The organism is Actinomyces stomatis (assembly GCF_031292835.1).
GTDB classification, from domain to species: domain Bacteria; phylum Actinomycetota; class Actinomycetes; order Actinomycetales; family Actinomycetaceae; genus Actinomyces; species Actinomyces stomatis.
Window position 1 is genome coordinate 1 of record NZ_JASPEP010000032.1, and the last position, 12,264, is coordinate 12,264.

Here is a 12,264-nt window from a genome sequence, read left to right on the forward strand (position 1 = left end):
GGCTGCGCGAGGCGAAGGGGCCGACCGCGCGGTCGACCTCCTCCGTGGGCAGCACGGTGGTGAGTGCCAACCGCGGCTCGGTCCCCGGGCCTGAGCCCTGGGCCAGGTGGAGCCAGGGGCGGCGGCGCGGGGCCCGGGAGCGGCGGTTGACCGGTGGGTCGAGCTCGGCGATCATCCGCAGCTCGCGCACCCGCGCCTCAATGAGCGTGGGGGTGGCGATGTGCCGCACGCTCACGGTGGTGTCCAGCATCTGCGCCACCTTGCGGCGCTTCTCCGCGGCGGTGAAGTAGGAGCGCACCCGACGCTTGAGGTCCACGGCGCTGCCCACGTAGAGCACCTGGTCGGCCGCCGAGCGGAACTGGTAGACGCCGGGGCCACTGGGAAGAGCGTCGGCCAGTCGGCTCTTGGCCCGGCGCCTGGCCGGAACCGGGTCGGAGGCCGTGGTCAGGTCCTCCAGGTGCGTGACGCCGAGCGGCGCCATGACCTCCAGGGCCGAGTGCAGCACGTCCACGGTGGCGCGCGCGTCATCCAGGGCCCGGTGCGTGGGACGGGTCCGGGAGCCCACGAAGGCGGCCAGCGTCCCCAGCTTGTGGTTGGGCACCTCGCTGCGGCTCCAGGCCTTGCGGGCCAGCGCCAGCGTGTCCAGCACGCGGGGCTCGGGCCACTCCAGGCCCAGGGTCGCCGCGGCGCCACGCAGGTGACCGACGTCGAAGCGGGCGTTGTGGGCCACGAGGACGACGTCGTCGGCCAGCAGATCCGCCCAGGACAGGAAGGCCTCCACGCAGGTGCGTACGCCGGGGGCGCCGGCCACCATGGCGTTCGTGATGCCGGTGAGCATCGTGATCTGGGCGGGGATGGCGACACCGGGGTTGACCAGGGTGGAGAAGTCCGCCAGTACCTGTCCGCCGCGCACCTTGACGGCCCCGATCTCGGTCAGAGAGCGAGCGCCCGGCGCCCCACCGGTGGTCTCCAGGTCCACCACGACGAAGGTCGTCCGCTCCAGGGGCGTGCCCATGTCGGCGAAGGACACCTGGGTCCCGATGGTGCTCACGGTCGCAGGCTAGAGGATGGCAGTGACATGCATCCTCGCCAGTAGTCGGGAAGTCGGTGCGAGCAGGGTGGGAAGCACCCTAGAATCATCCCCATACCCGAGCGGCACCGGCCGGCTCCGGTGCCGTCCGTCTCCGATGGTGCAGGACCGTGTGGTGGCCGCCCAGCCAGCAGTTCACAGGAGGCCCCGCGTGGGATACGGACCCATCAAGGCAACAGTCGGCCCGGCCCTGGAGATGCTCTATCAGCCCTGGATCCGCGGTGAGGAGAACATTCCCACCGAGGGCGCGGCGATCCTGGCCTCCAACCACCTGGCGGTCATCGACTCCTTCTTCCTGCCGCTGCTGGTGGACCGTGAGGTCGCCTTCATCGGCAAGGCCGACTACTTCACCGGCAAGGGCGTCAAGGGCTGGGCGGTGAAGAACTTCATGAAGACGGTGGGCACCATCCCCGTGGACCGCTCCGGCGGCAAGGCCTCCCAGGCGGCGCTCCAGGCCGGCATCGACCGCCTGCGCTCGGGGCAGCTCTTCGGCATATACCCCGAGGGCACGCGCAGTCCCGACGGGCGCCTCTACCGTGGCAAGACAGGTGTGGCCCGCATCGCCCTGGCCACCGGCGCCCCCGTGGTGCCCGTGGCGATGATCGGCTCCAACCTGGCCCAGCCGATCGGTAAGTCCATCCCCTCCACCCGCCACCGCGTCGGCATCGTCATCGGCGAGCCGCTGGACTTCTCCCGCTACAAGGGCCTGGAGAACGACCGCTTCGTGCTGCGCTCCATCACCGACGAGATCATGTACGCGCTCATGGCGCTCTCCGGCCAGGAGTACGTGGACCTCTACGCCGCCGACGTCAAGAAGGCCATGGACTCGGAGAAGAAGACCGCCGATGAGGTCGTCACCGAGATGCTCGCCGCCCAGGCGCAGGCCCGCCCCTCGGCCGCGCCTGTGGCCGCGCCCGGTGGCCGCCCTGCCCCCGAGGTCTCCGTGCCCGAGCCGCCGGAGGACAAGAGCGGCAAGGACAAGAAGAAGGACAAGGCCTCCGACGACGAGGCCGAGCCCGGCGCCGAGTAGGGGCTTTGGGGACGGGGCGACTACCCCGGCTCCCTGATTCCGTCCGGTTGGTCCCTGTCAGCGGCTACCGATGGCACGTAGACTGACGCCCGGTGCGGCCCGTGCCGCCCGATCCGGCCGGGGCGCTGGCCCCGAGTACCCACAACCCGAAAGGTTCCCGATGTCGATTCGTCGCGTCGCCCTGCTCACCGCTGGCGGTTTCGCCCCCTGTCTGTCCGCCGCCGTCGGCGACCTCATCGAGCGCTACACGCAGGTCGCTCCCGAGGTCGAGATCATCGCCTACCAGTACGGCTACCACGGCCTGCTCACCGGCAACTACATCGTCATCGACGACGAGGCCCGCAAGAACGCCGGCATCCTGCGCGACTTCGGCGGATCCCCGATCGGAAACTCCCGTGTCAAGCTCACCAACGCCAAGAACCTCGTCGAGCGCGGCCTCGTGAAGGAGGGTGTCAACCCCCTGGAGTTCGCCGCCGAACAGCTGCGCAAGGACGGCGTCGACGTCCTGCACACCATCGGTGGTGACGACACCAACACCACCGCCGCGGACCTGGCCGCCTATCTCCACGAGAACGACTACGAGCTCACCGTCGTCGGTCTGCCCAAGACCATCGACAACGACGTCGTCCCGATCCGCCAGTCCCTGGGCGCCTGGACCGCGGCCGACGAGGGCGCCGGCTTCGCCTTCAACGTCATCGGCGAGCACCGCTCCAACCCCCGCATGCTCATCGTCCACGAGTGCATGGGCCGCAACTGCGGCTACCTCACCGCCGAGACCGCCCGTCGCTACCACGACCTGCTCCAGACCAAGCAGTGGGTCCCCTCCCTCGGCCTGACCAAGGAGCGCTGGGACGTCCACGCCGTCTTCGTCCCCGAGATGAAGCTCGACATCGCCGCCGAGGCCGAGCGCCTCAAGGCCATCATGGACGAGCAGGGCAACGTCAACATCTTCCTGTCCGAGGGCGCCGGCGTCCCCGAGATCATCGCGGAGATGGAGGCCGCCGGCCAGGAGGTCCAGCGCGACCCCTTCGGCCACGTCAAGCTCGACACCATCAACCCCGGCCAGTGGTTTGCCAAGCAGTTCGCCGAGCTCATCGGCGCTGAGAAGGTCATGGTCCAGAAGTCCGGCTACTACTCGCGCGCCGCCCACGCCAACGCCGAGGACCTCGCCCTCATCAAGAAGATGTGCGACTTGGCCGTCGACTGCGCCCTGCGCGGCGAGTCCGGCGTCATCGGCCAGGACGAGGAGAACAACGACGAGCTCACCGCGATCGCCTTCCCGCGCATCGCCGGCGCCAAGCCCTTCGACATCACCCAGCAGTGGTTCACCGACCTCATGGCCGACCTGGGCCAGAAGGTCGAGCCCGCCGAGGTTGCTCCCGAGCACTGAGGCTGAGCCCGCACTCTGAGACAACACGGCCGGTGCCGTCCTTTGTGACGGCGCCGGCCGCTCTGTTCCGCGATGCGGCCCGATTCCGGGCCATATCCCGACTGGCCTATGCTGACGGGCGTGATGAACGAGCTCTCCGTCGCCCGCACGGACGTCCAGGTCCCCGCATGGCGCCACCTGCCCGCCCTCCAGCAGCCGACCTACCCCGATGAGGCCGCGCTGGCCGACGTGGTGGCGGACCTGTGCCGCCGGCCCCCGCTCGTCTTCGCCGGAGAGGTCGACTCCCTGCGCGACCTCATCGCCCAGGCCAGTGCCGGGGACGCCTTCGTCCTCATGGGCGGGGACTGCGCCGAGTCCTTCACCCACAACACGGCCGACAACATCCGCCTCAAGGTCCAGACCATCCTCCAGATGGCCGCGGTCCTCACCTACGGCGCCTCCACGCCCGTGGTCAAGATCGGCCGCATGGCCGGTCAGTACGCCAAGCCCCGCAGCTCGGACACCGAGACCCGCGGCGAGGTCACCCTGCCCTCCTTCCGCGGCGACTCCGTCAACGGCCACGAGTTCACCCCCGAGGCCCGCATCCCCGACCCCACACGCATGCTGGACGCCTACCTGCGCTCGGGCACCACCCTCAACCTCATCCGCGCCTTCACGATGGGCGGCTACGCGGACCTGCGCGAGGTCCACTCCTGGAACCGCGGCTTCACCGCCAACCCCGCCTACAAGCGCTTCGAGTCCTTCGCCGAGGAGATCGACCGGGCCATGCGCTTCATGGAGGCCGCCGGCGTCGACTTCGACGCCCTGCGCCAGGTCGACTTCTACGCCGCCCACGAGGCCCTCCTCCTGGAGTACGAGGACGCCATGATCCGCGAGGACTCCCGCTCCGGGCGCCTGTACGACACCTCCGCCCACATGCTCTGGGTGGGGGAGCGCACCCGCGAGGCCGACGGCGCCCACGTCGCCATCCTCGCCGGCGTCCACAACCCCGTGGGCGTCAAGGTCGGCCCCACCACGTCCCCCGACGACGTCGCCCGGCTCATGGACCGCCTCAACCCCGACGGTTTGCCCGGACGCCTGTCCCTCATCACCCGCATGGGCGCCGACCGCATCCGCGATGCTCTACCGGCACTGGTGGAGGCGGTGCGTGTCGACGGGCGCCCCGTCACTTGGATCGCCGACCCCATGCACGGCAACACCATCACCTCGGACAACGGCTACAAGACCCGCCGCTTCGAGACGATCCTCGACGAGATCCGCGGCTTCTTCGAGGTGCACCGCTCCCTGGGCACCGCCCCGGGCGGCATCCACGTCGAGCTCACCGGCGACGATGTCACCGAGGTCCTCGGCGGCGGCGAGCACATCGACGAGGCCGGCCTGGCCGAGCACTACGAGACCCTCGTTGACCCGCGCCTCAACCACCAGCAGTCCCTCGAGGTCGCCTTCGAGATCGCCGAGATGCTCAAGGGCTGAAAACCTCCACCGAGAGCCCGTCCCACAGTTCCGGCGAAACGTGGCCCGGTCCGCTCCGGCGGAACCGGGCCACAGCCGTCAGAAGATGTTGATGGTGACCTTGGAGTCCGGCTTGACGCTGGAGCCCGGCGCGGGGTCGGTGGAGCGCACCGTCCCGAAGGGGCCGCCCAGGCGCTTGTTGACCTCCACCTTGAGCCCGGCGTCCTCCAGGGTCTTCTTGGCCTCGTCCCGGCTCTTGCCGGTCACGTCGGGGATCGTCACCTTCTCCGGCCCCTTGGAGACGGTCAGGTCCACCGAGTCGCCCTTGTAGTAGCCCGAGGCACCGGCGATGGGCGAGGAGGAGATGACGTTCCCCTTGGCCACGGAGTCGGAGTAGCCCTTGCTGACCTTGCCCTTTTTCAGGCCGGTGTCCTCCAGGGCCTTCGTGGCCTCATCCTCGCTCAGACCGGTCACGTCGGGGATCGTGGCCGGTTCCTTGCCCTTGGAGACCACGAGCGAGACCTTCTCAGTGTGTTTGATGACCTTGCCGGCCTTGGGGTCGGAGGAGATGACCTTGCCCGAGTCGATGCTGGCGGAGTACTCCTCGGTGACGTCCCCCAGGTTCAGTCCGGCCGCCTTGATCGCGGCCGTGGCCTGATCCTTGGTCTTTCCGACGACGTCGGGAACGGTCTTGGTCTCCACGCCCCGGGAGACAGCGGCGGTGACGACCTGGCCGAGTCCCACCTTCTGGCCCGCCTTCGGCCGGCAGGAGACGATGCTGCCGGCCGGGACCGTGTCGGAGTAGACGCGCTCCGGCGTGCCCCAGTCGAGCCCCTGCTTCTCCAGGGCGAGCTGTGCCTGGTCCTCGGACATGCCGACGATGTTGGGCACGGAGACCCTCCTGCCCGGACCGGCCGTCAGGTACCAGGTGGCGCTCGCCCCGGTTCCGGCCACGGCGAGCAGCCCGATGATGATCGCACGGCGGCGGCTGAAACCGCCGGTGACCGTCTTCCGTGTGGGGACGGCGGTGGTCTTCTGCGCGTCGGCCGCCACGGCCTTGCGTGAGAGTGCGCGTGTTCTCCCCCTGGAGTCCGGGCCGATGGAGCCGATGGGAAGGGAGACGGTCCGCATACCGGCGTGCGACGAGGAGTCCTCGGCTGAGGAGACGTCGGCGTCGTCGTCCTGGGGCTCATCACCGATGGCGGAGCGGGCGGCCTGAGCGTTGGCCGTCATGACCTCCTGGGTGCGGATCGAGCCGGTGCCGCCACCGCGGCGCACGGAGAGCTCGGAGTCGGTCAGCTCGTCGACGACGTTACGCAGCAGCGCCAGCGCCTCATCGGCGTCGGCCGGGCGCTCCTGCGGCTCACGGCGAGTCATGGTGGCCACGAGCTCGTCGACGTCGGCCGGCATCTCGGGCACCAGCTTGGAGGGCAGGGGCACGTCCTCGTGGACGTTGCGGAAGGCGATCTGAATGGGGGAGTCCGCGGTGAAGGGCTGCTGGCCGGTGAGGAGCTCGTAGAGGACCACCCCGGCGGAGAAGACGTCGGCGCGAGAGGTGGAGTCCCCGGAGGTGATGAGCTCGGGCGCCAGGTAGGCGACCGTGCCCAGCACGTTGCCCGTCGTCGTCTGCGTCACCTCTGTGACCGCCCGGGCCAGACCGAAGTCGGCCACCTTGGCCACAGAGCCGTCCGAGGGCAGCAGGACGTTCTCCGGCTTGATGTCGCGGTGGACCAGGCCGGCCCGGTGGGCGGCGCCGAGCGGGCGCAGCAGCTGGGCAACCAGCCCCAGGGCCTCCTTGACTGACAGTGGTCCTGCTGCGATGAGGTCGCGCAGTGTGGGCCCCTCGACGTACTCCATGACGAGGTAGGCCACCCCGTCGAGGCTGCCCTGATCGAAGACGGCCACCACACCCGGGTTGGACAGGCGTGCCGCGGCCCGCGCCTCACGGCGGAAGCGCGAGACGAAGTCGGGGGAGTCGGCCAGGTGGGCGTGCATGAGCTTGAGCGCCACGGTCCGGTCCAGGCGACGGTCGTGGGCGCGGTAGACGGTGGCCATCCCGCCGCGCGCGAGGCGGTCGACGATCTCGTAGCGAGAGTCGACCAGCCGACCAATGAGGGGATCTGTGACCACGGCGCGATTCTACGATGCCGGTGGTGCCGTGACAGCCGGTGGTCGGATGAGGCGGGTAGTACTGCCCACCCGTCGGGGTGTCCCCGTGTCCTCGGCCGGGTCAGGAGAGCCGGTGTGTCAGCAGGTCCGCCAGCACCGCCAGGTCCTCCAGGGATGCGGTGCTCACCACGCCCTCGTTCCTGAGGCGCTCCAGCGCCCGGCTCCCGGCGTCGCGGTGCATGGTGATGATCTCCTCGTGGGCGGCGCGCGCGCCGCAGTCCTCGATGAGAGCGGCGACCTCGCCGATCTGCTCCGGTGTCGCCTCGGGATTGGCCAGGACGCTGCCGAGCAGCTGCCGGCCGGCCTCGTCGCAAAGTCCCCAGGTCAGGGCCAGCAGCACCGTGCGCTTGCCCTCGCGCAGGTCGTCGCCGGCCGGCTTGCCGGTGGCCTGCGGCGAGCCGAAGACGCCCAGCTCGTCGTCGCGCAGCTGGAAGGCTATGCCGACGTCCTCGCCGAAGGCGGCCAGGTACTCGGCGGTGGGCCCGCTCGGATCCAGGCCGGCCAGGAGGGCGCCGATGAGCAGCGGGTGGCGCACCGAGTACCGGGCCGACTTGTGACGCACGACCGACAGGGCGTCGTCGTGCATGCGTCTGGCCGCGGCACCCGGCTCCCGGCCCCGGGGCAGGGGCAGGTTCTCGCTGCGCACATCGAGGAACTGGCCCAGGGCCACCTCGGTGGTCATGGCGTCGAAGGCGCTCCGGGCGTACCGGGCCGCTCTGCTGCCGGTCTCGCAGGAGGCGCGCGACTGCGCCAGTGCGCTCATCTCCTCGCCGGCCAGGGACAGTAGGAGGTCACCGAGAAGGATGGCGCCATTGGCTCCGAAGGTCTGTGGGCGTCCCAGCCAGCCGCGGGCCTCGTGGTCCCGGCCGAAGGCGCGGTGCGCCGCGGGCAGGCCCCGTCGAGTGTCGGCGCCGTCCATGAGATCGTCATGGACCAGGGCGCTGGCCTGGTAGAGCTCCAGCGCCGCACCCAGGTGGACGGCGTCGGAACCGGTCAGGCACTCGGCTCGGTGCTCCGACGTGCTCAGGAGCGCGCAGCCGACGGCCCCCAGGACGGCCCGCATGCGCTTACCCCCGCTCAGGACGCTCTCGGCAGCCTGGAGCAGATCCGGTGCGGCCTGCCCCAGGTCCTCCCAACGCCGGTGGCAGTCCTCCAGGACCTCCGTCAGACGGTGCTCGACGACGGGACGGATACGGCCCAGGGCCGCAGGCAGCGCGCTCATAGCCGCCAGAGTAGACCCAGGGCGGACATCAGGAGGGGCGGTGACGCTCCCGGCAACGGTTTTGCCGCGGCGGGACGCCGACTGCGAACAAGGTGAGGTCATACTAAGCCGCCCGTGCGGAGAACCTGGGGAATAAACGCTACAATTCTGGGGTTGTCTGCTGTGCCGGATCGGGTTCCCATACCCCGACACTGGCTGTCCGCCCGCCCACGCGAAAGGAACTCCGTGGCTTCTTCCACAGTGACGCGCTCCAGCACCGAGCTCACTGACGACGTCGACGAGACCCCGCTCGACGACGAGGACTTCGACCTCGACGACGACGCCGACTACGACGACGAGGACTACGAGGACTCCTCTGATGAGGACGAGGACCAGGATGACGACTCCGAGGCGCAGACCGTCCAGGAGGATGACGGCCCGGCTCCTGAGCTGCGCGACTACTACCTGGATGTGAGCCTGGAGGAGAACGGCGACGGCTCCAAGCGCAGCCCCTTCAACAACCCCGCCTCGCTCAAAGGGGTCCGCCTGGCTCCCGGGGCGACTCTCTTCGTGCGTTCGCGCACAATTGTGGAGAACCTGGAGATCGCCGGCCACGGCACCCTGGAGGAGCCCATCACGCTGGCTCCCTACGGCCACGGACCGGTGCCCCGGTTCGTCGTGGGCGACTCCGCCCCGATGGTGGCGCGCGACTACCTCGCTCAGAACGGCTACATCTTCCGCGGCTGGGTCATCAAGGGCATCAAGATGCAGCCCTCCATCGCGGCCCTGACCGGTGAGCTCGAGCGCATGCGTCGGGAGGAGGCGGAGAAGGCCGCCTCCAAGAAATCCGGTAAGCGCGGCAAGTCCCAGGACAAGGACGGCTCCTTCACCGTCTCCGACTCCGACGAGGGCGACGAGCCCGCCCAGCGGGTCGTCACCGCCGGCGCCACCGCGGACCCGGTCAAGGACTACCTCAAGCAGATCGGTAAGGTCGCGCTGCTGAACGCCGAGCAGGAGGTCGAGCTCGCCAAGCGCATCGAGGCCGGCCTCTACGCCGAGCACCGCCTGGCTGAGGAGGGCAACGACCTGCCGGCCAAGCTGCGTCGCGAGCTGCACTGGGTGGCCCAGGACGGCCAGAGGGCCAAGAACCACCTGCTGGAGGCCAACCTACGACTGGTGGTCTCCCTGGCCAAGCGCTACACGGGGCGCGGCATGCTCTTCCTGGACCTCATCCAGGAGGGCAACCTGGGCCTCATCCGCGCCGTGGAGAAGTTCGACTACACCAAGGGCTTCAAGTTCTCCACCTACGCCACCTGGTGGATCCGCCAGGCCATCACCCGCGCGATGGCGGACCAGGCCCGTACCATCCGCATCCCGGTGCACATGGTCGAGGTCATCAACAAGCTCGCCCGGGTGCAGCGCCAGATGCTCCAGGACCTGGGACGTGAGCCCACCCCGGAGGAGCTGGCGGTCGAGCTGGACATGACCCCGGAGAAGGTGGTTGAGGTCCAGAAGTACGGGCGCGAGCCGATCTCCCTGCACACACCGCTGGGTGAGGACGGGGACTCCGAGTTCGGTGACCTCATTGAGGACTCCGAGGCCGTGGTCCCGGCCGACGCGGTGAGCTTCACCCTCCTCCAGGAGCAGCTCCACGCTGTATTGGACACCCTCTCGGAGCGCGAGGCAGGCGTGGTCTCCATGCGCTTCGGTCTGACCGACGGCCAGCCCAAGACCCTCGACGAGATCGGCAAGGTCTACGGGGTCACCCGAGAGCGCATCCGCCAGATCGAGTCCAAGACCATGTCCAAGCTGCGCCACCCTTCGCGCAGCCAGGTCCTGCGCGACTATCTGGACTGACCGGATAGGGCAGAGAGTCCACCGGCTCGCTCATCTCAACGGCGTCGGCCCCGGAACCGCATGGGTTCCGGGGCCGACGCCGTTGACACGAGTCATGAGGCGGCCAAAAGGAGACCGTGGTGCCCTCCTGGCCGGCCCGGTATCAGCCGGTGACCACCTTGGCTCCGGTGGTCTTCTTGGCCGCGTCGAAGGTCCCCAGCTCGGTGACGCCGGCGAAGCCGGCGTTGCGCATGACGGCGCTGGCCATCTTGGGCTGATCGGCGGAGCCGTAGAGCTGGTACTGGGAGTTGTGGTCCAGGCTCGAGATCTGGCTGGAGAAGTCACCCGAGGAGAAGTCGTAGTTGACGGCGCCCTCCAAGTGTCCCTTCTTGAACTCCTCGGCCGAACGCAGGTCGATGATGACGACGGGGCCGGTGGCCTCCGCATCCGCTGGGGCGGTGTGTGCTGAGGGGGAGGCGCTGGAGCCGGCGGAGCCGGAGCATCCGGAAAGCGCTAGTGCGCCGCAGAAGACGAGCAGGGCAGAGGCGGTCATGACGCGGAGGGGGCGTTTCACAGACAGTTCCTTGAAGGGTCACGCGGCTTCGTCGAGCCTGGATGAGGGGCGGGATGCTTCAATCAGCGTAAGGCTCTGTGCCGGGGGACTCGGGGAGGGAACAGGAGCAGGGCCTCAGGGAGGAGGATATGCGGCATCCGGTAGAAAATGGCTGTGATACTCAGTGAAGCGCAGCGCCGACGTCAGTGAAAAAGTCCACGTCGGCTGGGTCGGCCGGCGGCGTCAGCTGCCGGCGGTCAGGTTCGCGGTCTCGTCCTGGAACAGCAGGGCGACCTCCTTGAGCTTCTCTCCGTGCTTGCGGGCGTGGTGGCCGCAGAAGAAGAGCTCGCCGGTCAGCATGACGACTCGGACGTAGGCCTGTGCGTCGCAGACGTCGCAGCGGTCGGCTGTGGTCAGCGGGCGCTCGGCGGAGTCGGCGGCAGGAGTGGTCTGCTCGTCCAGGGTGGTCACCGCCTGTGCGGCGGTCGAGGTTCCGGTTGTGCTCATGGACTGCATTGCATCATGACGCAGGCGCTTCCACCTGTCGGAGACAGCCGTTTCCGCCTGAGGCGCACGCGCTTTCGCCCACGGCGCATCACTGCCATGGTGCACGTCACCACAGATATGACCGATCGGGTGAATGCTGGGTGGTAGCGAGCCGTCAACGCCCGGAAAGTCGGGAGGGGAGCAGACAGGATGTCGGTGGTGCAGGAGTTCCGCGACCTTGAGATCGCGCGTCTGGAGCATTCGGGCTGGGTGACCAACACTGCCCTTCGTCGGCGGCTGGAGGTCGTGGGGCTGCGGCCGCCTGCCGAGGTCGTCGCCGAGTGCTTGGACGAGGGTGCAGGAGTCGGAGACGGCGCCGGTGCCCGCTGGGAGCGGGCCGAGCGGGCGGTGGCCCACTTAAGGGAGCACTTCGCCCCGTTTCGTTTCTCCGAGGAAGTCGACTACGGGCTCCTGGCGATTCCGTCCGTCGACCGACTCGACACCCGGGGCGCCGTGGAACCGTGTATCCGCCGCGGTCAGCAGCCCGACCTGCTCGAGGACTTCGTCGAGCCGGCCCTGGGGGAGGGTGTCGACCTCACTGGCGCCGCTGACCCCGGTGACCTCGCCGGGACCACGTTGGGCAAGGACGGCTGGATGGTGGCGGCCGGCGTCGTCGGCCAGTACGGGATCTCGGCGGGAAGCCATGAGGACGTCACCGCAGCCCCCGCGGAGCTCTTCGAGGTCGACGGCGTCGACACCCGGGCCCTCATGACCCGTCAGGTCTGGGGAGCCCGTCTCCTGCAGTGCCCGCCCGGCCTCGTCCCCGATTCCGACTACGCCGAGCGGTGGACCTTCACGCTCTTCCCCGCTGAGGGGCTGGTGGACGGGCGGGCCGTCTCAGGCACTGTGCTCAAGAAGCGGGTGCGCTTCCGGCTGGGTAAGGCGGGCCGTGGGATCGGCAGCGCGAGGGTGAGCCCCGCCCTCCCGCTTGGGTAGAGGCCCCGACGGCCTCGGATGGCGGCTGCATGACGTAGGACGCCACACGCCTGTCGCGGCG

Annotated in this window: 10 protein-coding genes; 5 read left to right on the forward strand and 5 right to left on the reverse strand. The window is 69.3% G+C overall.

Annotated features, from left to right (window positions below):
* Positions 1-1,015: DEDD exonuclease domain-containing protein (locus tag RIV12_RS12105; protein WP_309324223.1), on the reverse strand; the 1,015-nt coding region annotated here is incomplete at its 3' end.
* Positions 1,016-1,241: 226 nt separating this feature from the next.
* On the opposite strand from RIV12_RS12105, the gene RIV12_RS12110 reads away from it, so the two are divergent.
* The 3 genes from RIV12_RS12110 to RIV12_RS12120 all read left to right on the forward strand — a co-directional run bounded on the left by RIV12_RS12110 (position 1,242) and on the right by RIV12_RS12120 (position 4,983).
* A complete protein-coding gene (locus tag RIV12_RS12110) occupies positions 1,242-2,120 on the forward strand; it encodes a lysophospholipid acyltransferase family protein (protein ID WP_075417149.1) in 879 nt (292 codons plus the stop codon).
* Positions 2,121-2,280: 160 nt separating this feature from the next.
* The gene (locus RIV12_RS12115; RefSeq protein WP_309324191.1) at positions 2,281-3,510 is read left to right on the forward strand and encodes a pyrophosphate--fructose-6-phosphate 1-phosphotransferase; all 1,230 of its coding nucleotides are present in this window, start codon (positions 2,281-2,283) and stop codon (positions 3,508-3,510) included.
* A gap of 123 nt (positions 3,511-3,633) precedes the next feature.
* Complete coding sequence (locus tag RIV12_RS12120; RefSeq protein ID WP_309324193.1) at positions 3,634-4,983, forward strand: class II 3-deoxy-7-phosphoheptulonate synthase; 1,350 nt, start codon at positions 3,634-3,636, stop codon at positions 4,981-4,983.
* A 78-nt stretch (positions 4,984-5,061) separates the two neighbouring features.
* Here RIV12_RS12120 and pknB read toward each other — a convergent pair whose 3' ends face one another.
* Both pknB and RIV12_RS12130 read right to left on the reverse strand, forming a co-directional pair.
* Positions 5,062-7,092, reverse strand: a complete 2,031-nt coding sequence (pknB, locus tag RIV12_RS12125; protein ID WP_309324195.1) for a Stk1 family PASTA domain-containing Ser/Thr kinase — start codon at positions 7,090-7,092, stop codon at positions 5,062-5,064.
* 100 nt (positions 7,093-7,192) lie between these two features.
* The gene (locus RIV12_RS12130; protein WP_309324197.1) at positions 7,193-8,353 is read right to left on the reverse strand and encodes a polyprenyl synthetase family protein; all 1,161 of its coding nucleotides are present in this window, start codon (positions 8,351-8,353) and stop codon (positions 7,193-7,195) included.
* A gap of 225 nt (positions 8,354-8,578) precedes the next feature.
* Between RIV12_RS12130 and RIV12_RS12135 the strand changes: the two genes are divergently transcribed.
* Positions 8,579-10,189, forward strand: coding sequence for an RNA polymerase sigma factor (locus tag RIV12_RS12135; RefSeq protein WP_309324199.1), 1,611 nt, complete (start codon positions 8,579-8,581; stop codon positions 10,187-10,189).
* 142 nt (positions 10,190-10,331) lie between these two features.
* Here the strand turns inward: RIV12_RS12135 and RIV12_RS12140 are convergent, their stop codons facing one another.
* Positions 10,332-10,742 carry a rhodanese-like domain-containing protein gene (locus tag RIV12_RS12140; protein ID WP_075419073.1) on the reverse strand — a complete coding sequence of 137 codons (411 nt, stop codon included), beginning with the start codon at positions 10,740-10,742 and terminating at the stop codon, positions 10,332-10,334.
* A gap of 222 nt (positions 10,743-10,964) precedes the next feature.
* Positions 10,965-11,237, reverse strand: a complete 273-nt coding sequence (locus RIV12_RS12145; protein WP_178388887.1) for a DUF7455 domain-containing protein — start codon at positions 11,235-11,237, stop codon at positions 10,965-10,967.
* Between the two features lie 180 nt (positions 11,238-11,417).
* Between RIV12_RS12145 and RIV12_RS12150 the strand changes: the two genes are divergently transcribed.
* Entirely contained in the window at positions 11,418-12,203 is a 786-nt protein-coding gene (locus tag RIV12_RS12150; RefSeq protein ID WP_309324201.1) for a hypothetical protein, read from the forward strand.
* Positions 12,204-12,264: the final 61 nt, after the last annotated feature.